At 69.7% G+C, this 23,998-nt stretch carries 15 protein-coding genes, 1 tRNA gene and 1 pseudogene; 11 read left to right on the top strand and 6 right to left on the bottom strand.

All coding sequences use genetic code 11. The features are described from left to right. Positions 1-2: 2 nt before the first annotated feature. The gene (locus ABVN73_RS27015; RefSeq protein WP_014199673.1) at positions 3-461 is read right to left on the bottom strand and encodes a (2Fe-2S)-binding protein; all 459 of its coding nucleotides are present in this window, start codon (positions 459-461) and stop codon (positions 3-5) included. A 277-nt stretch (positions 462-738) separates the two neighbouring features. Between ABVN73_RS27015 and ABVN73_RS27010 the strand changes: the two genes are divergently transcribed. The 5 genes and pseudogenes from ABVN73_RS27010 to ABVN73_RS26990 all read left to right on the top strand — a co-directional run bounded on the left by ABVN73_RS27010 (position 739) and on the right by ABVN73_RS26990 (position 9,431). Next, entirely contained in the window at positions 739-1,632 is an 894-nt protein-coding gene (locus ABVN73_RS27010; RefSeq protein WP_353861649.1) for a LysR family transcriptional regulator, read from the top strand. Between the two features lie 127 nt (positions 1,633-1,759). Continuing rightward, positions 1,760-4,144, top strand: a complete 2,385-nt coding sequence (locus ABVN73_RS27005; protein WP_353861648.1) for an EAL domain-containing protein — start codon at positions 1,760-1,762, stop codon at positions 4,142-4,144. A 116-nt stretch (positions 4,145-4,260) separates the two neighbouring features. Continuing rightward, positions 4,261-5,649, top strand: a complete 1,389-nt coding sequence (locus ABVN73_RS27000; protein ID WP_353861647.1) for an extracellular solute-binding protein — start codon at positions 4,261-4,263, stop codon at positions 5,647-5,649. Then, positions 5,646-8,066, top strand: a complete 2,421-nt coding sequence (locus ABVN73_RS26995) for an ATP-binding protein (RefSeq protein ID WP_353861646.1) — start codon at positions 5,646-5,648, stop codon at positions 8,064-8,066. The genes ABVN73_RS27000 and ABVN73_RS26995 overlap by 4 nt, the downstream gene beginning before the upstream one ends. 10 nt (positions 8,067-8,076) lie before the next feature. Beyond that, positions 8,077-9,431 (top strand): annotated as a pseudogene (locus ABVN73_RS26990) (sigma-54 dependent transcriptional regulator). Positions 9,432-9,447: 16 nt separating this feature from the next. On the opposite strand, the gene ABVN73_RS26985 reads toward ABVN73_RS26990, so the two are convergent. Continuing rightward, positions 9,448-11,079, bottom strand: a complete 1,632-nt coding sequence (locus ABVN73_RS26985) for a bifunctional aspartate transaminase/aspartate 4-decarboxylase (RefSeq protein ID WP_353861645.1) — start codon at positions 11,077-11,079, stop codon at positions 9,448-9,450. Positions 11,080-11,100: 21 nt separating this feature from the next. Then, the gene (gene aspT, locus ABVN73_RS26980; protein ID WP_353861644.1) at positions 11,101-12,789 is read right to left on the bottom strand and encodes an aspartate-alanine antiporter; all 1,689 of its coding nucleotides are present in this window, start codon (positions 12,787-12,789) and stop codon (positions 11,101-11,103) included. A 522-nt stretch (positions 12,790-13,311) separates the two neighbouring features. Between aspT and ABVN73_RS26975 the strand changes: the two genes are divergently transcribed. The 5 genes from ABVN73_RS26975 (at position 13,312) to ABVN73_RS26955 (ending at position 18,836) form a co-directional block, all read left to right on the top strand. Continuing rightward, positions 13,312-14,658 (top strand): extracellular solute-binding protein, encoded by a 1,347-nt coding sequence (locus tag ABVN73_RS26975; protein ID WP_353861643.1) that lies wholly within the window; start codon positions 13,312-13,314, stop codon positions 14,656-14,658. A gap of 75 nt (positions 14,659-14,733) precedes the next feature. Beyond that, positions 14,734-16,446, top strand: coding sequence for an iron ABC transporter permease (locus ABVN73_RS26970; RefSeq protein ID WP_353861642.1), 1,713 nt, complete (start codon positions 14,734-14,736; stop codon positions 16,444-16,446). A gap of 14 nt (positions 16,447-16,460) precedes the next feature. Then, positions 16,461-17,579 carry an ABC transporter ATP-binding protein gene (locus ABVN73_RS26965; RefSeq protein WP_353861641.1) on the top strand — a complete coding sequence of 373 codons (1,119 nt, stop codon included), beginning with the start codon at positions 16,461-16,463 and terminating at the stop codon, positions 17,577-17,579. Between the two features lie 13 nt (positions 17,580-17,592). Next, positions 17,593-18,288, top strand: a complete 696-nt coding sequence (gph, locus tag ABVN73_RS26960) for a phosphoglycolate phosphatase (protein ID WP_353861640.1) — start codon at positions 17,593-17,595, stop codon at positions 18,286-18,288. Continuing rightward, entirely contained in the window at positions 18,282-18,836 is a 555-nt protein-coding gene (locus ABVN73_RS26955) for a histidine phosphatase family protein (protein ID WP_353861639.1), read from the top strand. The genes gph and ABVN73_RS26955 overlap by 7 nt, the downstream gene beginning before the upstream one ends. On the opposite strand, the gene ABVN73_RS26950 is transcribed toward ABVN73_RS26955, so the two are convergent. The 3 genes from ABVN73_RS26950 to ABVN73_RS26940 all read right to left on the bottom strand — a co-directional run bounded on the left by ABVN73_RS26950 (position 18,820) and on the right by ABVN73_RS26940 (position 20,973). Next, positions 18,820-18,984, bottom strand: coding sequence for a hypothetical protein (locus ABVN73_RS26950; protein WP_014199676.1), 165 nt, complete (start codon positions 18,982-18,984; stop codon positions 18,820-18,822). The genes ABVN73_RS26955 and ABVN73_RS26950 overlap by 17 nt on opposite strands. Before the next feature lie 118 nt (positions 18,985-19,102). Beyond that, the gene (locus ABVN73_RS26945) at positions 19,103-20,611 is read right to left on the bottom strand and encodes an FAD-binding oxidoreductase (protein WP_353861638.1); all 1,509 of its coding nucleotides are present in this window, start codon (positions 20,609-20,611) and stop codon (positions 19,103-19,105) included. 286 nt (positions 20,612-20,897) lie between these two features. Next, a tRNA-Phe gene (locus ABVN73_RS26940) sits at positions 20,898-20,973 on the bottom strand. Positions 20,974-21,314: 341 nt separating this feature from the next. Between ABVN73_RS26940 and adhE the strand changes: the two genes are divergently transcribed. Next, positions 21,315-23,975, top strand: a complete 2,661-nt coding sequence (gene adhE / locus ABVN73_RS26935) for a bifunctional acetaldehyde-CoA/alcohol dehydrogenase (RefSeq protein WP_353861637.1) — start codon at positions 21,315-21,317, stop codon at positions 23,973-23,975. Positions 23,976-23,998: the final 23 nt, after the last annotated feature.

Here is a 23,998-nt window from a genome sequence, read left to right as displayed (position 1 = left end):
GCTCAGGCCCCCATCGCCTTGGCGGCGTCCTTGATGGCCGCGCGGATGCGCGGGTAGGTGGCGCAGCGGCAGACGTTGCCGTCCATCGCCGCGTCGATGTCGTCGTCGGTGGGGTTGCGGTTGTCGGTCAGCAGGGCGACGGCGCTCATGATCTGGCCGGACTGGCAGTAGCCGCACTGCACCACGTCCAGCTTCTGCCAAGCGGCCTGGACCGCCTGGGCGACCGTGCCGGACACGCCCTCGATCGTGGTGATCTTCGTGCCCGCGGCGGATTCCGCCGGGGTCTGGCAGGCGCGGATCGGCGTGCCGTCCATATGGACGGTGCAGGCGCCGCACTGGGCGATGCCGCAGCCGAACTTGGTGCCGGTCAGGTTCAATTCGTCCCGCAGGACCCACAGAAGCGGCATGTCGCCGGGCACGTCGACGTCCCGGTCCTGCCCGTTGATGTTCAAACGAATCATCGGATGATCCCTGTCTCTCGACTCTGCCTGTCGGGTATTATGGTGCGGGCCTTCGGCGGGCAATTCCTGCGTGAATCCCAGCTTCGAAAAGACCGTGTGCAGTGTGGTCCCGTTCGGTGGGCGCGGCAAACATCCCAGTGTGGGAGTTGGTCTTCCGCGGAAGCGCTTGACCTATCCGTTCGTTCGGCCCGCAAACGTGACCACGATCATCCTAACCGCTTCGCTGCGAGCCGAATAGCCGATACAATCCGCTTGGGCTTATGAATTTGGTGCATGAATGAATCGGAACGACCTCAGCGATCTGGCGGCCTTCGCCGTCGTGGCGGAGGAGGGAAGTTTCACGCGGGCGGCGGCCCGGCTGGGCATGTCCCAATCCGCGCTCAGCCACGCCATGAAGGCGCTGGAGGACCGGCTGGGCCTGCGCCTGCTGGCCCGCACCACCCGCAGCGTGTCCACGACGGAGGCTGGCCAGCGGCTGCTCCGCACGCTGCGGCCGGCGCTGGACGACATCGCCGCCGGTCTGGCCGCGGTGGGGGAACTGCGCGAGAAGCCCGCCGGCACGCTGCGCATCACCACCGGCAAGCACGCGGCGGTGCGGTTGCTGTGGCCCGTGCTGTCGCGCTTCCTCGCCGACTATCCGGAGGTGCAGGTGGAGTTGTCCATCGACAGCAGCCTGACCGACATCGTGGCCAGCCGATTCGATGCCGGTGTGCGGCTGGGCGAGCAGGTCGAAAAGGACATGATCGCGGTGCGCATCGGCCCGGACATCCGGGCGGCGATCGTCGGCGCGCCCGCCTACTTCGCAAAGCATCCGGTGCCCTGCGCCCCACAGGATCTGGCCGGGCACGACTGCATCAACTACCGCTTCACCTCGTCGGGCGCCGTCTATGTCTGGGAGTTCGAGGAGGACGGCCACCCGGTGAATGTCCGGGTGTCGGGTTCGCTGGTGTCCAACGACATGGACGTCATCATGGCCGCCGTCCTGGACGGGCGGGGACTGGCCTACATCTTCGAGGACGAGGTGGCGGAGCACATCGCCGCCGGGCGTCTGGTCCGCGTGCTGGACGACTGGTGCAAGCCCTTCCCCGGCTATTACCTCTACTACCCCAGCCGCCGGCAGATCCCCCCGGCCCTGGCCGCCCTGGTGGATGCGCTGCGTTACCGACTGTAGCGCCCGTGCAACTTGCGCATGCCGATTCCGCACTCCGGACGGATCCGAAAAAGGATTATTAACGTACCAAAAGATTAAGGTAATCGGATCAAGCGGCACCGAGCCGCCGGAACGGGATGAACGCCGGATGATGCGTGTGTATGCCTGCATAACCCAGCAGCACGATCTGTGGCTCGTGCTGCTGGCGGGGGCGGTGTGTGGATTCGGTGCCTGGGTGTCCCTGAACCTCGCCCGCCGCGCCGCGGCGGCGGCCGGACGGGCGCGCTGGGGCTGGCTGGCCGGTGCCGCGACGGCGACCGGCGGCGGCGTGTGGGCGACCCATTTCATCGCCATGCTGGCCTTCCAGACGAGCCTGCCCACGGGCTACGACGTCGGCCTGACGGTCCTGTCGAGCCTGATCGCCATCGGCGGCGCCGCGCTGGGCATCCGCCACGCCATCGGCGGCGGTCGGCTGGCCGCCCCGCTCGGCGGCGCCATCGCCGGGGCCGCGGCGACCGCCATGCATTTCACCGGGATGGCGGCGCTCCAGGTGCCGGCCAACCTGCATTACGACCCGGCTTACGTCGCGGTGGCGCTGGGCCTGGGCGTCCTGCTGGGCGGGGCGGGCTTCGCCGCCGCGCTGCGGATCGGGTCGCTGAAGGGGCTGGCCTCCGGTGCCGCCCTGCTGGCGCTGGGCATCTGCGGGCTGCATTTCACCGGCATGGCCGGAGTCACGCTGGTCCCCGACCCGCTGCACGACATGTCCGAGCAGATCATGGAGCCGGGCCTGCTGGCGGTCGCCATCGCGGTGACGGCGACGGTGGTGATGGCGCTGGGCCTCGCCGGGGCCATCATGGACCAGCGGCTCGCCGCCAGGACGGCGCACGAGGCGGCCCGGCTGCGCGCCAGCGAGGAGCGGTTCCGCCAGCTCGCCGACGCCACGACGGAAGGCATCGTCATCCACCGCGACGGCGTGGTCCTCGACGTCAACCGCGCCATGGCGGAGCTGCTGGGCAAGCCGCCGGCCGCGTTCATCGGCCAATCCATGCTGCGCTTCGTGGTGCAGAACCGCCGCTCCGACATCGAGCGCAAGCTGGCCCAGCCGACCTCCGAGCGGGTCGAGCTGGACCTGCTGCACGACGACGGCACGCTGGTGATGGTCGAGGCGCACGGGCAGGACATCACGCACGAGGGCCGCCCCGCCCGCGTCGTCGCCGTCCGCGACATCCGCGAGCGCAAGCGGGCGGAGGAGCGCATCCGCCACATGGCGCACCACGACCTGCTGACCGGCCTGCCCAACCGCTCCCTGTTCCTCGACCGGTTGAACGGTGCGCTGACCAGCGCGGGGCGGGCGCGCACCGGGGTGGCGGTGCTCTATCTGGACCTCGACCGCTTCAAGGCGGTGAACGACCTGCTGGGCCACCCGGCGGGCGACCGGCTGCTGCAGGAGATGGCGCGCCGCATGCTGGAGGCGGTGCCCAGCCACGACACGGTGGCGCGGCTGAGCGGCGACGAGTTCGCCGTGCTGCACCGCATCGCGCAGCCGGGCGAGGCGCTGGCCCTGGCCGACCGGCTGGTCAAGACGCTGAGCCTGCCGGCCGAGCTGGACGGCCAGCGCATGGTGGTCGGGGCGAGCGTCGGCATCGCCCTGTTCCCGCAGGACGGCAGCGGGGCGGAAACGCTGCTCCAGCACGCCGACACCGCGCTCTACCGCGCCAAGTCGGAGGGACGGGGCACCTTCCGCTTCTTCGAGGCGGCGATGAACGAGCGCCTGCAGGCCCGCCGCGGACTGGAGCGCGACCTGCGCCAGGCGCTGGCCGACGGCGCGCTCAGCGTCCATTACCAGCCGCTGGAGGATTGCCGGACGCACCGCGTGCTGGGGTTCGAGGCGCTGGTGCGCTGGAAGCACCCGGAGCGCGGCATGATCCCGCCGTCGGAGTTCGTGCCGCTGGCCGAGGAAAGCGGGCTGGTCATGCAGCTCGGCGAATTCGTGCTGCGCACCGCCTGCCGGGACGCCCGGAGCTGGCCCGATCCGGTCAAGGTGGCGGTGAACCTGTCGCCGGTCCAGTTCCGCCATTCCGACCTGCCGGCCACCATCCTCGGCATCCTGGAGGAGGAGGGGATGGCGCCGCACCGGCTGGAGATCGAGGTGACCGAGGGGGTGATGATCGACGACACCGAGCGCGCCCTGGCCGCGCTAAGCGCGCTGAAGTCCGCTGGGGTGCGCATCGCCCTGGACGATTTCGGCACCGGCTATTCCAGCCTCAGCTATCTCCAGAAATTCACCTTCGACAAGCTGAAGATCGACCGCTCCTTCGTCCAGCTGATGGCGGAGAACCGCGAGTCCCTGTCGATCATCCGCACCATCCTGGCGCTCGCCAAGAGCCTGGACATCGCCGTCACGGCGGAGGGCGTGGAGACGGAGGAGCAGCGCACCCTGCTGAAGAACGAGTCCTGCAACCAGCTCCAGGGCTATCTGATCGGGCGCCCGGTCCCGGCGTCGGAGCTGGCGCGCTTCTACGAGCCGGCGTGAGGCCGGGCCGGCCGCGGCGGTCCGGCCCGCTGTGAGTCTGGCCCGCTATGAGTCTGGCACGATGTGACGGAACCGTTGGACAAACGGACGAAGGCCACCGCACAGTGGCCCCCGCCATGACTGGATTGCGTGCCTTCGCCGGGCGTCTCCTCGCCGCTCTTCTTCTGTTTCCCGTCCTGCCGGAGATCGCGGCCGGACGGGAGACCCGCAGCGCCGTCACGGTGCTGACGTCCTTCCCCGCCGGCTTCTACGAGCCGGTGCGCGAGGCGTTCGAGGCGGCGCACCCCGACTGGCGCCTGCGCATCGTCAACACCAAGACCACCGCCGCGATCAGCCAGCTTCAGGAGCGGGCGGACGATGGGGTGGACGTCTTCTGGGCGTCCGCTCCCGACGCCTTCGAGGTGCTGAAGGCGGCCAAGCGTCTGCAGCCGCTCGCCGCCCGCCCGACGGGGGCGCCGCCGACCGTCGGGAACCAGCCGATCAACGATCCGGACGGCGCCTATCTCGGCTTCGCGCTGTCGGGCTACGGGCTGCTGTGGAACCAGCGCTACCTGGACCGCCACGGCCTGCCGGCGCCCAAGCGGTGGGAGGATCTGAGCCGCCCCGTCTACGCCCGGCATCTCGGCATCACCGCCCCGTCGCGCTCCGGCACCATGCATCTGATGGTCGAGACCGTCCTGCAGACGCAGGGGTGGGAGCGCGGCTGGGCGACGTGGCTGGAGATCGCCGGAAACCTCGCCACCGTGACCGCGCGCAGCTACGGCGTGGTCGACGGCGTCGCCAAGGGGCGCTTCGGCGTCGGGCTGAGCATCGACTTCCTCGGGCAGTCCGCCGGCTCGGAGGAGGAGAACCTGCGCTTCGCCTATCCCGCCGACAGCCTGTTCCTTCCCGCCAGCGTGGCGCTGCTGCGCGGCGCGCCGAACCCGGACGGGGCCGGGGCCTTCATCGACTTCCTGCTGTCCCCGGCCGGTCAGGCGCTGCTGGTCCGCCCGGACATCCAGCGCCTGCCGGTGCGGCCCGACGCCTACGCGGCGGCTCCCGCCGGCTACCCCGACCCCTACCGGACGGAGACCGGCGACGACCGGTTCCTGTTCGACCGCGCCCTGTCCGGCGCCCGCTACGAGCTGGTGAACCTGCTGTTCGACGAGCTGGTGACCTTCCGGGTCAAGACGCTGAACCGGGTTTGGCAGCTGATCCACGAGGGCGAGGCGCGCCTGTCGACCCTCTATGGGTCAGCCACCCATGATCCGGTCGCGGCCGACCTGCTGCGCGCCGCGCGGGCGGCGGCCACCGCCGTTCCGGTCACCGCGGCGGAGGCCGCCGACCCCGCCTTCTCCATGGCGCTGCGCCGCCCGGCGCGCGGGCTCCCCGTGTCCAGCCGGCAGGCGGAGCTGGAAGCCGCGTGGCGGGCCTTCTCCCAGGAGCGGCTGGACGAGGCCCTGGCCCTGGCCGAACGCGCGCTGATCATCCTGCGCGTGGCCGGCGGCGAGGGGGTCTGGCCGTGACCGCGGAGACGGTGTCCGGGCAGCCTTCCGGTCCCGTGCGGTTCGGCATCCGGGCGCGGCTGCTGCTGGCCTTCGTCGCGGTGGCGGCGCTGTCGGTGGTCGCCTGCGGGCTGGGCTGGCTGTCCTACGACCGGCTGGGCGGCACGCTGGACGAGTTCGCGGAGAGTCATCTGCCCGCCCTCGGCCTCGCCGCGCGTCTGGCGGAGGAGGGGGGCGGCATCATCGCGACCGCGCCGATCCTCGCCAACGCCCAGACCGAGCAGGAACTGGGGGCCATCCGCGACGCGCTGGGCCGCCGGCTCGCCGCGCTGCGCGCGTTGGCGGCGGAGGGGGAGCGCGGCGTCCCCGGGCTGCGCCCGTTGGTGGACGCGCTCGGCCGCAACCTGACCGACCTCGACACCACCGTGCGGCACCGGCTGGCGCTGGCCCGCCGCAACCAGGAAGGCATCGAGCGGCTGCGCTGGCTGCACGCCGACTTCCTCGACGAGATCGAACCTCTGGTCACCGACGCCCGCTTCAACATTCACAGCGCGTTGGACCTCGTCGAGGCCGGCACCCGCTCCGCCGAGGCCGTCCGCACCCTGCGCGCGGAGAGCCGGCGCAGCGAGGCGGTGCTCCAGATCGGGGCGAACGGCAACCTCGCGGTCGGCCTGATCGCGCGCGCCGCGACGCTGGCCACCGCCGAGGCCCTGGACGACAACGCGGGCTTTCTGGAGGAAACCGCCGACCGGCTGCAGCGCGACATCGCCACGCTGGCGGACTGGGCGGACGGCGTGTCGCTGGGGCAGGTGGTCGCCCGCCTGCTGGAGCTGGCCCGCGGCGAGGGCAGCATCCCGGAGCTGCGCCGCGCGGAGCTGGCGGAGGCGGACCGCGGGCTGGCGCTGCTCGCCGACAACCGCGACCTCGTGGCCCGGCTGAACGGCCTGATCGCCCGGCAAGTGCAGGCGGTGGAAAGCACCTCGCGCGCCGCCGCGGCGCGGTCGGCCCAGGCCATCGCCGAGGGGCGCTCCGCCCTGCTGGCGAGCGCCCTGGTCAGCCTGCTGGTGGCGGTGCTGGTGGCCTGGCTGTACGTCAACCGCAGCATCATCTCGCGCCTGACGCGGCTGGGCAGCGCGGCGCACGAGATCGCCGCCGGCAACCTCCAGGCCGACATTCCGCTGGGCGGCAACGACGAGCTGTCGCAGATGGCCGCGGCGCTTCTGGTCTTCCGCGACACCGCCATCGCGGTGGAGGAGGCCAACGCCCAGGCCATCATCGACAACGCCCAGGCCGGGCTGGCGACCACCGACGCCGACGGGGTGATCGAGTTCGTCAACCCGCTGGCCGCCGCGCTCATCGCCGCGCCCGACGGCTCCGCGGACCGGCGGCTGGCCGACCGGCTGGATCCCGCCGGCGCGCGGCGCGTCGAGGACTTCTTCCGCGAGGCCGGCGCCGCGCCCGACGACGCGGCGCCGGCCTTGTCCATCCTGACCGCCGGGCGGCGGCCGGACGGGCGCCCGGTGCCGGTCCAGGTGGGCATCCGCCCCTTCCGGCGGCGCCAGCAGCAGCGCTTCATCGTCACCCTGACCGACATGACGGAGCGGGTGGAGGCGCAGCAGCTCCTGGAACGCACGGTGGCGGAGCGCACCGCCGACCTGCGCACCACCAACGCGCGGTTGGAGCGGTCCATCGCCGAACACCAGCGCGCCGAGCGTGATCTGCGCGACGCCCAGGCGGAGCTGGTGCAGGCCGGCAAGCTGGCGGCGCTGGGCCAGCTCGCCGCCGGGGTGGGGCACGAGCTGAACCAGCCGCTGTCGGCCATCCGCTCCTACGCCCACAACGGGCGCAAGCTGATCGCGCTCGGCCGGGTTGCGGAGGCGGAGAACAACCTCGGCAAGATCGCCGATCTGACCGCCCGCATGGCCAACATCACCAACCATCTGAAGCGATTCGCCCGCCGTCCCGACACCCGGCTGGGGGCGGTGGAGCTGGCCCCGGTGGTTCAGGGCGCGCTCTCGCTGTTCGGCGACCGGCTGCGCGAGGAGGCCGTGGAGCTGGCGGTGGATCTGCCGGAGGAGCGGCCCGGCGCGCCGTTGCGCGTCCGCGCCGAGGAGGTGCGGCTGGAACAGGTGCTGGTCAACCTGCTGAGCAACGCGCTGGACGCCGTGGCCGGCGCCCCCAAGCGCCGCGTCGCCATAGCCGCGGAGGCGGTGGAGGGAACCGTCCGCATCACCGTGCGCGACAGCGGCCCCGGCATTCCCGACGCGGTGGCCGGGCAGGTGTTCGATCCCTTCTTCACGACCAAGCCGGTGGGCGCCGGGCTGGGCCTCGGCCTCTCGATCTCCTACAACATCGTGCGGGACTTCGGCGGTGCCCTGTCGGTGGCCGAGAGCGGCCCCGGCGGAACCGCCTTCCTGCTGACCCTGACCCGTGCCTGAGCGACACCGCATGACCGTTCTTCTGATCGACGACGACCACGAGGTGCTGGACGCCAGCCGCCAGACGCTGGAGCTGGAGGGCTTCGCGGTGGAGGCGACGACCCGGCCCGAAGACGCCCTGGACCGGCTCGGCCCGTCCTGGCCGGGCGTGGTGGTGACCGACGTGCGCATGCCGGGGATGGACGGCTTCGCCCTGCTGGAGCGGGTGCGCGCCGCCGACCCGGAGGTGCCGGTGGTTCTGGTGACGGGGCACGGCGACATCGCCATGGCGATGCGGGCGGTGCGCGGCGGCGCCTACGACTTCATCGAGAAGCCGGCCGAGCCCGGCCATCTGGTGGAGGTGGTGCGCCGCGCGCTGGAGCACCGGCGGCTGGTGCTGGAGAACCGCAGCCTGCGGGCGCAGCTCGCCGCCGGCGGCTCGCTGGAGGCCCGCATCATCGGCCGGTCCGCCGCCATCGAGCGGCTGCGCGCCGCCGTGGCCGGGCTGGCCGACGCGGAGGTGGACGTCCTGCTGTTCGGCGAGACCGGAACCGGCAAGGAGCTGGTCGCCCGCAGCCTGCACGACGCCGGGCGGCGGCGGGCCGGCAACTTCGTCGCCCTGAACTGCGGCGCGCTGCCCGACACCATCATCGAGAGCGAGCTGTTCGGCCACGAGCCCGGCGCCTTCACCGGCGCCCAGGGGCGGCGCATCGGCAAGCTGGAGCACGCCGACGCCGGCACGCTGTTCCTCGACGAGATCGAGAGCATGCCGATGCACCTCCAGGTCAAGTTGCTGCGCGTGCTGCAGGAGCGGGTGATCGAGCGCGTCGGCGGCAACCGGCCGATCCCGCTGGACCTCCGCGTGGTCGCCGCCACCAAGGTCGATCTGCTGCGGCTGGCCGGGGAGGGCAAGTTCCGCGAGGACCTCTACTACCGCCTGAACGTGGTGACCGTGCCGCTTCCGCCCCTGCGCGAGCGGCGGGAGGACGTGCCGCTGCTGCTGCGCCATTTCCTCGACGCCGCAGCAGCCCGCTCCGCCGCCCGGCGCCGCCGGTGGACGCGGCGGCGCTGGCCCGCCTCGCCGCCCACGGCTGGCCGGGCAACGTCCGCGAGCTGCGCAACGTCGCCGAGCGCATGGCCCTGGGGCTGGGCGACGGGCTGGGCGACGGTCCGGCGGGCGGATCGGTCACCGGGGCGGGGGGCGGCGGGATCGCCCCCCTGGCCGAGCAGATGGACCGCATCGAGAAGCAGCTCGTCGAGGACGCTCTGGCCCGCTGCGGCGGGCGGGTCGGCGAGACGGCGGACAAGCTGGGCATCACCCGCAAGACCCTGTACCTGAAGATGCGCCACCACGGCCTCCACCGCGGCGACTTTGCCGAGGAGTGAGCGCCTGTGTTGCCGGTCAGCCGGGCTTCGTCTGGCCGTTCGGCGCCTTCCCGTTCGGCCGCTGTTTTTTGAACTCCTCGTAGGACTGGTCGGCCATTCCGCGCAGCGAGCGCCCGATCGCCGCGTATTCGTACTCGTTCAGATTGGCCAGCGAGACGCGGGCGGCCGGCTGCAGGGTGCCGAAGCCCTTGCCCGGCAGCAGGACGATGCCGGTCTCCGCGGCGATGCGGAACAGCAGGTCGTTCGGAACGAAGTTCGCCTTCACCCAGGCCGCGTACTCCGGGCCGTAGAGCTTCAGCGCGATGTCCTCCAGGTCGAGAAGCGTGTAGTAGTCCACCGCGTTCGGGTCGGACTGCGTCGGCAGGCCCAGCTCGCGGTACAGGGCGGCCTCGCGCCGGCGGATGACCTTCTTCAGCTCGGCCTTGTAGCCGTCCTGCTCGTCCATCAGGGCGAACAGCGAGAACAGCACCATCTGCACCTGCTGCGGCGTGGACAGACCGGCGGTGTGGTTCAGCGCCACGGTGCGGCTGTCGGCGACCAGCCGGTCGATGAAGCGCAGGGCGCGCACGTCCGGCGCCAGCGAGCCGTAGCGACGGTCGAGCGCCGCCTTCCGCTCCTCCGGCAGGCCGGCGATCCGCTGGTCGCAGATGTTCTGCTTGTGGGTGGCGATCACCCCCAGCCGCCATCCCGTCGCCCCGAAATACTTCGAGAAGGAATAGACCAGCATGGTGTTCCCGGGGCAGACGGCGAACAACGACCGGAAATCGTCCGCGAAGGTCCCGTACACGTCGTCGGTCAGGATGATCAGGTCCTTCCGCTCGTTCTTCACGATGGCCGCGATGCGGTCGAGGCTGCGGTCGTCCATCTTGACCGAGGGCGGGTTGCTGGGGTTGACGCAGAAGAACACCTTGACCGCCGGGTCCTTCAGCTTGTCCAGCTCGGAGTCCGGGTACTGCCAGCCCTTGGCCGGGTCGGCGTTGATGCCGACCTCCGTCAGCCCGTACTCGTCGAGTTCCGGGATCTCGATGTAGGGGGTGAAGACGGGCAGGCCGATGGCGACCTTGTCGCCGCGCTCGATCAGCCCGTTCTGCTTCATGGTGTTGAAGATGTAGGTCATCGCCGCGGTGCCGCCCTCGACCGCGAACAGATCGACGCTGCCGGGCGGCAGGAAGCCGCCGACCATCTCCTTCACCAGATAGTGCCGGACGATGTCCTCGCTGATCGCCAGCATGCGCGGCGGCACCGGGTAGTTCGCTCCCAGCACCCCCTCCACCACCTCGTGCAGGAAGCCGGAGCCCGACAGGCCGAGCTGGTCGCGCACGTAGCTCAGCGCGCGGCCGAGAAACACGACCCCCTCCTGGTCGCGATGCTCCGAGACGTAGCGTTCGAACCGGCCCTCGATGCCCTCGATCCGCGGCAGGCCGCCGACGCCGTTCGGCATGTAGGAGAAGGACAGTTCGGCCTCGGCGACCGCGAACAGGCCCAGCCGGAAGAAGGCCCGGCGCGGCAGCGTCGCCAGGAAGTTCGGGTTGCCGCGCCCCGCGTTCAGCATCAGCCGGTTTTCGCGGCCGGAGGCGAGCTTGATCAATTCGTCCTTCAGTTCGAAGGGACTGAGCTTCGCGTATCGGCTGTAATCGATCGAGTCCATCAGGGGAACTCCTCGTCTGGATTACACGAAGGCCACCACCAGCGGCCCCAGCAGGGTCAGGAAGACGTTCGCCAGCGCGTAGGTGATGGCGAAGGGAACGGTCGGGATGGAGTTGCCGGCCTTGTCGAGCACCTCGCCGAAGGCGGGGTTGGCGCTGCGCGACCCGGAGAGCGCGCCGGCGAAGATGGCCGCGTTGTCGTAGCGCAGCAGATAGCGGCCGACGAGCAGGGTGATGATCATCGGCACCAGCGTCACGACCACGCCGACCAGGAAGATGCTCAGCCCGCTCTCGACCACGGTGCTCACGGCCTGCCGGCCCGATTGGAGGCCGACCACGGCGACGAAGCCGGCCAGACCCAGGTCGCGCAGCAGCGTGGAGGCCGGCGTCGGCATGTTCCCGATGGCGAGGTTGCGGGTGCGGTACCAGCCGAACAGCAGACCGGCCAGCAGGGCGCCGCCGCCGCTGCCCAGCGTCAGCGGGATGTCGCCGATGCGGATGACGGCCAGACCGACGAGCAGGCCGAGCGCCAGCCCCAGCCCGTGGTAGATGAAGTCGGTCTTGTCGCTCGCGATGACCTCCGTCCCCACCGACGCGGCGACGCGCTGCACATCCTCCGCGGTGCCGTAGAGCGTGGCGACGTCGCCGGCTTCGATCACCGTGTCGGGAGCGAGCGGCAGCGGCCGGTCGCTCCGCTTGATGCCGGTCACATAGACGCCGTGGTACAGATTGGCCGAGGACGCTTTGCGGATCTCGGCGACACTGCGGTGCACGAAGGCGGGGTTGGTGATGGCCACATCGCGCACCAGCATGATGAGGTCCATGCCCTGCGAGGACTGAAGCTCCGGGCCGAGCCGGTCGGCAAGACCGACCACCCCGGCCCGTCGTCCGACCAGCAGCACGACGTCCCCGGCCTCCAGCCGCAAGTCCGGCTGCAACCCGATCAGCGCGTTGTTGCGCTTCACCCGTTCCACGCTGACCGGACCGTCGGCGGAGTCCGCCTCGATCTGCGCCACCGTCCGCCCGGCCGCCCGCTCGATCTGGTAGAGGCGCCCGACCAGGGGCGGCATGGCGTATTCCTCGCCCCGCGCCAGGAAATGGGCGCCGGCCAGCATCGCGGTTTCCGCCTTGATGGCGTCGTCGCGGATGCTGCGCTTCATGATCCAGGGCAGCAGGTTGACGCAGACCAGGATGGCGCCGAAGGACCCGAAGATGTAGGTGACGGCGTAGCCGACCGCGACGTTGCCCTGGAGGCGCTGCACCTCCTCCGCCGGCAGCCCGAGCTTGCCGATGGCCGAGCTGGCCGTGCCGATGATGGCCGACTGGGTCAGCCCGCCGGATGCGATGCCCGCCGCCAGACCTTTGTCGAGGCCGGTCAGGCGGGCCATGATCACGACGGTGACCAGACCGCTGACCGCCAGGACCACCGCCAGGATGATTTCGCGGATCGACTGCCGTCCCAGCGATTGAAAAAACTTCGGACCGCTTTCAAAGCCGACCGCGTAAATGAACAAAGCGAAGAGAATCGCTTTGACGCCGTTGTCGATCGAAACGCCGATTTGGCTGATCACCACGGCGACCAGCAGTGATCCGGCAACCCCGCCGAGCTGGAACTTGCCGAATTGAAACTTACCGACCCAGTAGCCGCCCGCCAGGGAAAGAAATAACGCAATTTCCGGGGCTTGGTTGACGATCGAGTGAAGCCATGACATGGGGAATCCTTTGAAAGGTTTCTTCCTGCGTGCATCGCCGATCGGGGAGATGTTCAAGTGAAATAGCAATGCCGGTTGGTGGTCAAGGTGTGTTGTTTTGTCCAATAAACGACAATGTTTTTCAGAATGTGGTGATGTTTGTGCGGAGATGGCGGCTGTTTTGTTTTTTGTCAGGGGTTTACGGAGTTCGTTTGGTCGGTTGTTGTTTTAAATATTTCGGGCGAATCGCCGATGCGCCGGGTCAACCCATTCAAGGAGAGGTTGGATACTTGGAATGGCGGTAACGCTTTTGACCGCGGCGTCACCTTCTTTGTGGCCGGGGGTGTGGACTGCCGATCCGCCGTGGCGCGCGGCGATGGCCGGAGCCTGGACCGCCCCTGTTCCCGCCGTTACCCATCGCTCCCGGCCGATGTTACCGGTCTTACCCATCCTCCCGCCGCAACCCCAGTGAATTCGCCCGCGAACGGTCTGGCACGCGGATTGCTGAAAGAGCGGCAGAAAAACATTGGGAGGAACCATTCCATGTCTCGCACGCTGCACGGCGTCGCGGCCGCCCTGGCCGTCCTGCTCGCTTCCAGCACCGCCGCCTTCGCCCAGGACCCGTCGGGCAAGCTGGTCGTCGTCACGTCCTTCCCGAAGGACCTGACCAGTGCCTTCCAGCAGGCCTTCCAGAAGGCCTATCCGAAGGTCACGCTGGAGGTTCTGAACCGCAACACCAACGCGGGCGTGAAGTACCTCCAGGAGACGGCGTCGAACAACGGCACCGACCTGTTCTGGGCTTCCGCCCCCGACGCCTTCGAGGTCCTGAAGGGCGCCAACCTGCTGCAGGCCTACAAGCCGAAGGTCGAGGGCATTCCCGAGAAGGTCGGCGCCTACCCGATCAACGATCCGGAGGGCATGTACGCCGGCTTCGCCGCCTCGGGCTACGGCATCATGTGGAACAGCCGCTACATGAAGGCCAACGAGCTGCCGGCCCCCAAGGAGTGGTCGGACCTCGCCAAGCCGGTCTATTACGACCATGTCGCCATCTCCGCCCCGTCGCGCTCCGGCACCACGCACCTGACCATCGAGACCATCCTCCAGGGCGAGGGCTGGGAGAAGGGCTGGCGGACCAACAAGGAGATCGCCGGCAACTACCGCACCATCACCGAGCGCAGCTTCGGCGTGCCGGACGGCGTCAACTCCGGCAGCTTCGGTATCGGCATCGTGATCGACTTCTTCGCGCTGTCGTCCCAGGCGTCGGGCTTCCCGGTTGAGTTCGCCTACCCGACGGTCACCACCATCGTGCCGGCCAACATCGGCATCGTGAAGAACGCCCCCAACAAGGCGGCCGCCGAGACCTTCGTCGACTTCATCCTGTCGCCGCAGGGCCAGGAGGTTCTGCTGCAGCCGGCGATCCGCCGCCTGCCGGTCAACCCGGCGACCTACGCCAAGGCCCCGGCCGACTACCCGAACCCGTTCAAGGACACCTCGCTGGGCTCGCAGGTGAACTTCGACGTCGAGGTGTCGCAGGCCCGCTACAACGTGGTGGACGCGCTGTTCGACCAGCTCATCACCTTCCAGCTCGACGGGCTGAAGGCGGCGACCCGCGCCATCCATCAGGCCGACGCCGCCCTGGCCAAGAAGCCCAACGACAAGGCCAAGGCGCTGCTGGCCGAGGCGCGCGACCTCGTCGCCGCCATGCCGGTGACCGCCCAGGAGGCCGCCGACCCGCAGCTCGCCGGAGCCTTCACGGTGGAGCGCAAGAGCGCCACCGACGCCGTGCCGGAGCGCCAGGCGCAGGTGGAGCAGAAGTGGGCCGCCTTCGCCAAGGAGAACTACGCCGCCGCCCGCAAGAAGGCCGAAGAGGCCCTGGCGCTGGCCCGCTGACCCGAGCGTGACGGACGGGGCGCCCCGCGCGGGCGCCCCGCCTCGCCTTCTCCCCCGATACCATTGGGCTGAACCATGACGTCTCTTGCGCTCACGCGCGAAAGCATCGCGCGCGTGCGGCCGGGGCCGGCGGTGGCGGCTGTGCTGATCGCGCTGTTCCTGCTGCTGTTCCTCGTCGTGCCGGTCGTCCAGGTCATCTTCGTCGCCTTCCAGGACAAGACGACCGGGGCCTTCACCCTGATCAACTTCGCCGACTTCTTCCAGAACGACCTGTTCATGCGGTCCTTCTGGAACTCCTTCTACGTCTCCGCCATGTCGGTGGTGGTGGCGAGCGCGCTGGCCCTGCCGCTGGCCTATCTGACGACGCGCTTCGAGTTCCGCGGCGCCGTGCTGATCCAGAGCCTGGGCATCATCCCGCTGATCATGCCGCCCTTCATCGGCGCCGTGGCGATGCAGCTCCTGTTCGGGCGCAACGGCACGGTCAACCTGCTGCTGCGCGACCATTTCGGCATCTCCATTCCCTTCATGGAGGGGCTGAACGGCGTCATCTTCGTGCAGAGCATCCACTATTTCCCGTTCATCCTCATCAACCTGTCGGCCAGCCTGAAGAACATCGACCGGGCGATGGAGGAATCGGCGCAGAACCTCGGCTGCCACGGCTTCCGGCTGTTCCGCCGCATCGTCTTCCCGCTGGCCATGCCGGGCTACGTCGCCGGCGCGTCGCTGGTCTTCATCAAGGTGTTCGACGATCTGGGCACGCCGCTGCTGCTCAACGTCAACGACATGCTGGCGCCGCAGGCGTATCTGCGCATCTCCTCCATCGGCATCGCCGACCCGATGGGCTACGTGATCTCGGTGGTGCTGATCGTCTGCTCGCTGCTGGCCCTGTGGGTGTCGGCGCTGGCGATGAAGGGCAAGGACTACGCGACCGTCCAGCGCGGCGGCGGCGGTCTGGCGCGGCGGCGCATGAAGCCGCTGGAGCAGGTCGCGGCCTACGCGGTCGTGCTGCTGATCCTGGTGCTGGTGCTGGCGCCGCACATCGGCCTGACGCTGCTGTCCTTCGCGACGATCTGGTCCTTCAGCCCGTTCCCCGACGCCTTCACGATGAAGCATTACGGGACCGTCTTCCTGGAGAGCGGCCAGTACATCACCAACACGCTGCTCTACGCCTCGCTGGCGGCGCTGCTCGACGTGGTGATCGGCACGGCCATCGCCTATCTGGTGCTGCGCAGCAAGCTGCCGGGCCGGCAATGGCTGGACTACATCGCCATGGCGGCGCTGGCGGTGCCGGGCGTGGTGCTGGGCATCGGCTATCTGCGCAGCTTCTACGACGTGCCCATGCCCTTCACCGGGCAGCCGCTGTCCGGCTTCTGGCTGATCCTGGTCTTCGCGCTGGCGATCCGCCGCCTGCCCTACGCGCTGCGCGCCTGCACCGCGGCCCTGCAGCAGGTCAGCAACTCGCTGGAGGAGGCGGCCGAGAATCTGGGCGCCACCAAGCTGCGCACCATCAGCCGCGTGGTCGTGCCGCTGATGTCCGGCGGCATCCTGGCCGGTTTCGTCACCAGCTTCGCCACCGCGGCGGTCGAGCTGTCGGCGACCATCATGCTGGTCCATTCGCAGAGCGACGCGCCGCTGGCCTACGGCCTCTACGTCTACATGCAGTCGGCGGCCGGGCGCGGGCCGGGGGCGGCGCTGGGCGTCTTCGCCGTCGTCATCGTCGGGCTGGGCACCTACCTGTCGCATGTCATCATCGAGCGGGGCCGGCGCGAGCGCGGCCAGGACCATTGAGGGGAACCGCCACCATGAACCATCAATTCTCCCCCGCCTCCCTGGCCGCCGGCATGCAGAGCGTCGGCGTCCGCATCGACGGCGTGGACCTGTCCTACGGCAGCCACCGCGTGCTGAAGGACATCCACCTCGACATCAAGCCGGGCGAGTTCTTCGCCTTCCTCGGCCCGTCGGGCTGCGGCAAGACCACGCTGCTTCGCCTGATCGCCGGCTTCAACATCGCGCAGCGCGGGCAGGTGACGATCGGCGGGCGCGACATCTCGGGCCTGCCGGCGCACAAGCGCGACGTCGGCATGGTGTTCCAGAGCTACGCGCTGTGGCCGCACATGACGGTGCGCCGCAACGTCGCCTTCGGACTGGAGGAGCGGCGCGTGCCGCGCGCGGAGATCGAGCGGCGGGTGGACGCGGCGCTCGACCTCGTCGGGCTGAAGCATCTGGCCGACCGCCGGCCGTCGCAGCTGTCCGGCGGCCAGCAGCAGCGCGTCGCGCTGGCCCGCACCATCGTGATCGAGCCGAAGGTGCTGCTGCTGGACGAGCCGCTGTCGAACCTGGACGCCAAGCTGCGCGTGCAGATGCGCCAGGAGCTGCTGAGCCTGCAGCGCAAGCTGGGTCTGACCACCATCTTCGTCACCCACGACCAGGAGGAGGCCAACACCATCTGCGACCGCATCGCGGTGATGGAGGACGGCATCGTCCAGCAGGTGGGCACCCCGCAGGAGCTGTACGACCACCCGGCCAACCTGTTCGTCGCCGGCTTCCTCGGCACCGCCAACGTGCTGGAGGGGCAGGTGCGCGCCGTGGACGGCGGCGGCACGGCCTTCGTCATTGGCGGCGGCGTGCCGATCCCGCTGCCGCACGGCGTGGAGCCGGGGGCCGAGGGCAAGCTGATGTTCCGGCCGCAGAACCTGTCTATTCGTCAGGACGGAGGGCCGCCGCGTCATGGCCATGTCCGGCTGATGGGCGTGGTGCGGCACCGCGAGTTCCTGGGCGCCTCGATCCGCTACGCGGTGGACATCGGGGGGCAGCAGGTGCAGGTTGACGCCCCGCACCAGGCCGGCGACGCGCTGCTGCCGACCGACACCCCGATCACCCTCGACCTCGCGGCCGACAAGGCCCGCTTCCTGCGCCGATAGGAGTCGCACTCCGGTGACCAGCCTTCCCAACCGCAAGTCCTTGCGCGCCGTCGCCTTCGACCTCGACGGCACGCTGGTGGACAGCGCCGCCGACCTGATGCACGCCTCCAACGCCCTGCTCGCCGAGCTGGGCCGCCCGCCGGTCGATCTGCCGGCGGTGCGCTCCTTCATCGGCGACGGGGTGGCCAAGCTGGTGGAGCGGGTCCTGACCGCCACCGGCGGCCTGCCCGGAGCGGAGGAGACGGCGGCCCACACCCGCCGCTTCCTCGCCATCTACGAGGCCGACCCCAGCGCCCACAGCGCGCTCTATCCCGGCGTGGCGGAGACGCTGACGGCGCTGTCCGCGGCCGGGCTGAAACTGGGGGTGTGCACCAACAAGCCGATGGCGGCGACCCGGCGGCTGCTCGCCGACCTCGGCATCGCCGACCGCTTCACCGCGGTCGTCGGCGGGGACAGCTTCCCCAGCCGCAAGCCCTCGCCGGAGCCGGTGCTCGGCCTGCTCGCCCTGATGGATGTCCGGCCCGAGGAGACCGTCTTCGTCGGCGACAACGAGCATGACGTGGCCGCCGCCCGTGCCGCCGGGGTGGCGCGGGTGCTGGTGCTGCGCTACGGCTACGCGCGGGTGCCGCTCGACAGCCTTCCCCACGACGGCATCCTGGAGCGCTTCGGCGACCTGACGGGGGCGCTGCCGGCGGCCTCGGCGTGTTGAACCGCCTCGTCTTCTGCCGGCATGGCGAGACGGAGAGCAACGTCGGCGGCTGGCTGGCCGGGTCGCGCGACGTGTCTCTGACCGAGCGCGGGCTGGCGCAGGCCCACGCCGCCGCCGCGGCGCTGGCCGCCCAGGGCAGCCCGGTCGCCGCCATCCATTCCAGCCCGCAGCGGCGCGCGCGGGAAACCGCCGGCGTCATCGGCACGGCGCTGGGCCTGCCGGTGACCGTCGTCCCCGGTCTGGAAGAAAGGCGCTGGGGCGATCTGGAGGGCGGCGCCGTGCCGGCGGACCTTCTGCGCGAGGAGGTTCCGGGCGGTGAAAGCCTCACCGCCTTCCAGGCCCGCGTCGCCGCCGCGCTGGACGGCTTGCCGGTTCCGGCGGACGGGCGGCCGCCGCTGGTGGTGGCGCACGCCGGCACGTGGCACGCGCTGTGCCGCTGGCTCGGCCTCGCCCCGGACACGCTGTGGCCACCCAACGCGATGCCCGTGACGCTGGAGCGCGCCGGGGTTCACGAAGGCATCGGGGCGCCGGTCAGCGGATCTCGATGAGGTCCGTCAACTCGCGCACGACCAGTTCTAGGCTGTCGGCCACCGCCTCGCAGGACACCCGTTCCTCCGGGGTGGTGAAGTCGGCGGAGCGCAGCGTGGCGATCTGCTCCTTCAACCGGCCGATGTAGGCGATCAGCTTTTCTTCCATGCCCGGACCCCGTGGCGCGAGAGGCTTCCCGCAAGGATAACAGGCGAGGGGGGCCTTTGGCGCCGGGATTCTCCGCCGAAGGGCGGATGGCGGCGCCAAAGTTCGCTCGGCGGTGCCGTCACAACGGCTTGATGCCCTGCCGGTAGGTGAACAGATCGGTCTTGTCGTAGGCGGTCTTCACCCGCCGCAGCCGGGCGTAGTTGCCGCCGTAATAGGCGCCCGACCAGTCCTTCAAGGACGGGTCGGGGAAGTTCTGGAAGGCGCCCGCCGCCTTGGTGGCTGTGTTGACGGTGGCGTAGAACCGCTCCTGCCACGCCAGATTCTCGTCCACCAGCGACTTCGGGTCCTTCCGGTTCCACCAGTTCACCTCGGAGGAGAACAGCCAGTCGTAGCCGCGGTGGACGTAGGCGGTGGCGTCCGCCGCCGTGGCGTTGATCCGGCCGCCGACCTGGAAGAACTTGAAGGCGTTGGCCATGCTGGTGCCCGGCATGCGCTCGGCGAGCCGGATCATGGCGGCGACGGACTCGGGCGTGATGTCCGCCGCCCTCATGTAGGAGGATTTCTCCTGATAGAAGTAGGGGTAGGTGAACTCGCTCAGAAGATCCTGCGCCGGCCAATAGGCGATGTCGCGGTCGATCCGCGTCTTCGACGCCTTCTCCAGGACCGGTCCGATGATGGCCTCGACCGTCGTGCCGCACTTGTGCAATTGGCCGAGGATGGAGACGGTGAGCCGCGGATCGCCGCTGCCGCGCGCCGGCTTGGTGACGTTGATCTTGCTGCCGAACTCCGGCGGCGCCTCCGCCAGACGGGTCAGCAGGGTGTGGAGCACCTCGCCCACGTCCGTGGTCCAGGTGATGTCGAAGAAGGTGACCGTCTCCACCGGGAAGGTGCGCAGGGTGAAGGACGTGTTGATGCCGAAATTCCCGCCGGCACCGCCGCGGCAGGCCCAGAAGAGGTCGCTGCCGTCGCCGCTGTCCTGGATGTCCGAATGCAGCGCGCCGTCCGCCGTGACGATGCTCGTGGCGTGCAGCAGGTCCGACCCCATGCCGAACATGCGCATGTTGAAGCCGATGCCGCCGCCCAGCAGGAAGCCCGCCGCTCCCACCGTGGTGCAGCGGCCGTGGGTGACGTTGCGGTTTAGCCGTTCGAGCGCCTGATAGACCATGCCGTTCAAGGCGCCGCCGCCCACCTTGACCAGCCCGTCCCCGCCGGGCAGGGGGGTGATGGCGCTGAGCGGCGTCATGTCGATGAGCAGGCCGGGGGTGGTTGAGAAGCCCGCGTAGTTGTGCCCGCCGCTGCGCACGGCGAACCGGGCGCCGTGCTTCTTCACCCAGGCGACGCAGGCCTGCACGTCCGCCTCGCTCGCGCAGCGCGCGATGGCGGTCGGAAGCGTCTGGAAACGCAGGTTGTTCGGTCGGGCGTAGTCGCCGAAGAACGGATCGTCGGGCAGCACGACACCGCCCTGAACCGCCCCGGCCAAATCCTTGAGCGCCGAGGCGGCGATCCGGTGGGAACCCGGCTCCGCGAGGGCGGGGAAGGGGGCGACGCTGGTGAGCGCCGACGCGGCGGCGAAACGACCCGCCCCGACCAGAAACGTGCGGCGACTCGGTTGGCCGGCATCGAACATCGGATTCCCCTCCCATGGATTCTGATGGGAATATGTACAACTTTTCGGGAATGTCGGGAAGATGCCTGCTTCCTATCGGCGATCGGGGCGCGCGAGCCCATCGCAACGGATGTGGTCCGCCGGGCCCGTCCGGTCGAGCCGGCAGAGAATTTCTTGCGCGAAAGACGGTCGCAGCGCGCCTTCGGCACGCCGGATCGAAGCAAAGGCAGGGAAGGAGGATGCGCAGTGTCCGGTTTCGGCCGGTGTGGCCGGAACACCATCTCCTCGATGCTGATCTTGAGGAAAATGGTGCCCAGGGACGGAGTCGAACCGCCGACACGGGGATTTTCAGTCCCCTGCTCTACCAACTGAGCTACCTGGGCGCCGCTGCGTGCGGGGGCGTCTTATAGGAAGAACCGGAGCGCTTGTCCAGCGCAATTCGTCACCCGTTCGGAAGAGATTTTTCCAGACCGGTCGGGCGGGTTGGGGGTGGCCCTACCCCGAAAGTGGTCATACCAGTTTTGACATGAGTCATGGTCCCTCATCCATGATCGGGGGATAGTTTTCTTGCCGCGCGGACAGGACCGAAGCGCCGCCCGGCCATGACCGATTTTCCGTGCGTGCCCTGGATGCCGGTGCCTGAAGGGCCTCAACCCGCCCGCATCCGCCATCCAGCACCGGCCCGAAGGGGCCGGCGGCGCGCCAACCGCAGAGGCGACACGATATGCCCGTCACCACCCTTGCAGACCTCAACGACCTCGTCCTCCGCGTCCGGGAGGCGCAGAAAGTCTACGCCGGCTTCCCGCAGGAGACCGTTGACCGCATCTTCCGCAGCGCCGCCCTGGCCGCTGCCAACGCGCGCATCCCGCTGGCGAAGCTGGCGGTCGCCGAGACTCGCATGGGCGTGATGGAGGACAAGGTCGTCAAGAACCACTTCGCCTCCGAGTACATCTACAACAAGTACAAGGACGAGAAGACCTGCGGCATCCTCGAGGAGGACCCGGAATACGGCATCATGACGATCGCCGAGCCGGTGGGCCTGATCTGCGCCATCGTGCCGACCACCAACCCGACCTCGACCGCCATCTTCAAGGCGCTGATCAGCCTGAAGACGCGCAACGGCATCGTCTTCTCGCCGCACCCCCGCGCCCGCAAGGCGACCTGCGAGGCCGCGCGGATCGTCCTCCAGGCGGCGGTGGAGGCCGGCGCGCCCCCGGACATCATCGGCTGGATCGACGAGCCCTCGGTGGAGCTGTCGAACGCGGTGATGCACCACCCCGACATCAACCTGATCCTGGCGACCGGCGGGCCGGGCATGGTCAAGGCGGCCTATTCCTCGGGCAAGCCGGCCATCGGCGTCGGCGCCGGCAACACCCCGGCGGTGATCGACGAGTTCGCCGACATCAAGCGGGCCGTCGCCTCCATCCTGATGTCCAAGACCTTCGACAACGGCGTGGTCTGCGCGTCGGAGCAGTCGGCCATCGTCGTGGAGTCCGCCTATGACGCTGTGCGCGACCGCTTCGCCCACCATGGCGGCCACATCCTGTCGGCGGCAGACGCCGACGCGGTGCGCAAGGTGCTGCTGAAGAACGGCGCGCTGAACGCCGACATCGTCGGCCAGTCGGCCGGCACCATCGCCGCCATGGCCGGGGTGAGCGTTCCCGCCCACACCAAGGTGCTGATCGCCGAGGTCGAGGCGGTGACCGAGGACGAGCCCTTCGCCCACGAGAAGCTGTCGCCGACCCTGGCGCTCTACCGCGCCCGCGACTTCATGGACGCCTGCGAGAAGGCGGCGGCGCTGGTCGCGCTGGGCGGCATCGGCCACACCTCCGCCCTCTACACCGACCAGGACCAGCAGCCGGAGCGCATCCGCCATTTCGGGCAGGCGATGAAGACGGCGCGCATCCTGATCAACACGCCCTCCTCGCAGGGCGGCATCGGCGACCTCTACAATTTCCGGCTGGCGCCGTCGCTGACGCTCGGCTGCGGTTCCTGGGGCGGCAACTCGATCTCCGAGAATGTCGGGCCGCAGCACCTCATCAACCGCAAGACCGTGGCGAAGCGGGCCGAGAACATGCTGTGGCACAAGCTGCCGAAATCCATTTATTTCCGCCGCGGCTGCCTGCCCTTCGCGCTGGAGGAGCTGCGCGGCAAGAAGCGCTGCCTGATCGTCACAGACCGCTTCCTGTTCGAGAACGGCCACGTCGACGAGACCGTGCGCATCCTCAAGGGGCTGGGCCTCGCGGTGGAGACCTTCTTCGAGGTCGCCGCCGACCCCACCCTGGCGGTGGTGCGGCGCGGGCTGGCGCTCGCCAACGCCTTCCAGCCGGACGTCATCCTGGCGCTGGGCGGCGGCTCGCCGATGGACGCGGCCAAGATCATGTGGGTGATGTACGAGGCCCCGGACGTCGCCTTCGAGGATCTGGCCCTGCGCTTCATGGACATCCGCAAGCGCATCTACACCTTCCCCAAGCTGGGGGTGAAGGCGCAGTTCGTCGCCGTCCCGACCACGTCCGGCACCGGGTCGGAGGTCACGCCCTTCGCCGTGGTGACCGACGAGCGCACCGGCATCAAGTACCCGATCGCCGACTATGAACTGACGCCGACCCTGGCGATCATCGACGCCAATCTGGTGATGGACATGCCGAAGGGCCTGACCGCCGCCGGGGGCATCGACGCGGTGACCCACGCGCTGGAGGCCTATGTTTCGGTCTTGGCGAACGAGTACACCGACGGGCAGGCGCTCCAGGCGCTGAAGCTGCTGAAGGAGCATCTGCCCTCCGCCTACGCCAACGGCGCCAAGGACCCCAAGGCGCGGGAGCAGGTGCACAGCGCCGCCACGCTGGCCGGCATCGCCTTCGCCAACGCCTTCCTCGGCGTCTGCCATTCGATGGCGCACAAGCTGGGGGCGGAGTTCCACCTGCCGCACGGCGTCGCCAACGCGCTGCTGATCGCCAACGTCATCCGCTACAACGCCGCCGACATCCCGACCAAGCAGACCGCCTTCAGCCAGTACGACCGGCCCAAGGGCGTCGCCCGCTACGCCGAGATCACCCGTCACCTCGGCCTCGGCGGCAGCCGCGACCATGAGCGGGTGGAAAAGCTGGTGGCCTGGGTGGAGGAGCTGAAGCGGACGCTGGACATCCCGGCCTCGATCCAGGCCGCCGGGGTGCCGGAGGCGGAGTTCCTGGCCCGGCTGGACGCCATCGCCGAGGCCGCCTTCGACGACCAGTGCACCGGCGCCAACCCGCGCTTTCCGCTGGTTGCCGAGATCCGGCAGCTCCTGCTCGACAGCTACTACGGCCGCGCCTACGCCGAAGGGGCGGAACCCGCGCCGGAACCCGCGGCTGAGCGCAAGCCGGTGGCGCTGGTCCGTTCGCGCTGATCCGCTCACGGCGATGCGTTCAC

The sequence above is a fragment of the Azospirillum formosense genome (assembly GCF_040500525.1).
Classification (GTDB): domain Bacteria; phylum Pseudomonadota; class Alphaproteobacteria; order Azospirillales; family Azospirillaceae; genus Azospirillum; species Azospirillum formosense_A.
The sequence above is the reverse complement of the archived record's forward strand: the minus strand, read 5'-3'. Positions and strand labels throughout refer to the sequence as shown.

What these genes read in the sequence shown, in the direction of transcription:
- ABVN73_RS27015 (WP_014199673.1), bottom strand. Translation starts at nt 461, where the DNA reads ATGATTCGTTTGAACATCAACGGGCAGGACCGGGACGTCGACGTGCCC.
- ABVN73_RS27010 (WP_353861649.1), top strand. Translation starts at nt 739, where the DNA reads ATGAATCGGAACGACCTCAGCGATCTGGCGGCCTTCGCCGTCGTGGCG.
- ABVN73_RS27005 (WP_353861648.1), top strand. Translation starts at nt 1,760, where the DNA reads ATGATGCGTGTGTATGCCTGCATAACCCAGCAGCACGATCTGTGGCTC.
- ABVN73_RS27000 (WP_353861647.1), top strand. Translation starts at nt 4,261, where the DNA reads ATGACTGGATTGCGTGCCTTCGCCGGGCGTCTCCTCGCCGCTCTTCTT.
- ABVN73_RS26985 (WP_353861645.1), bottom strand. Translation starts at nt 11,079, where the DNA reads ATGGACTCGATCGATTACAGCCGATACGCGAAGCTCAGTCCCTTCGAA.
- aspT (WP_353861644.1), bottom strand. Translation starts at nt 12,789, where the DNA reads ATGTCATGGCTTCACTCGATCGTCAACCAAGCCCCGGAAATTGCGTTA.
- ABVN73_RS26975 (WP_353861643.1), top strand. Translation starts at nt 13,312, where the DNA reads ATGTCTCGCACGCTGCACGGCGTCGCGGCCGCCCTGGCCGTCCTGCTC.
- ABVN73_RS26970 (WP_353861642.1), top strand. Translation starts at nt 14,734, where the DNA reads ATGACGTCTCTTGCGCTCACGCGCGAAAGCATCGCGCGCGTGCGGCCG.
- ABVN73_RS26965 (WP_353861641.1), top strand. Translation starts at nt 16,461, where the DNA reads ATGAACCATCAATTCTCCCCCGCCTCCCTGGCCGCCGGCATGCAGAGC.
- ABVN73_RS26950 (WP_014199676.1), bottom strand. Translation starts at nt 18,984, where the DNA reads ATGGAAGAAAAGCTGATCGCCTACATCGGCCGGTTGAAGGAGCAGATC.
- ABVN73_RS26945 (WP_353861638.1), bottom strand. Translation starts at nt 20,611, where the DNA reads ATGTTCGATGCCGGCCAACCGAGTCGCCGCACGTTTCTGGTCGGGGCG.
- adhE (WP_353861637.1), top strand. Translation starts at nt 21,315, where the DNA reads ATGCCCGTCACCACCCTTGCAGACCTCAACGACCTCGTCCTCCGCGTC.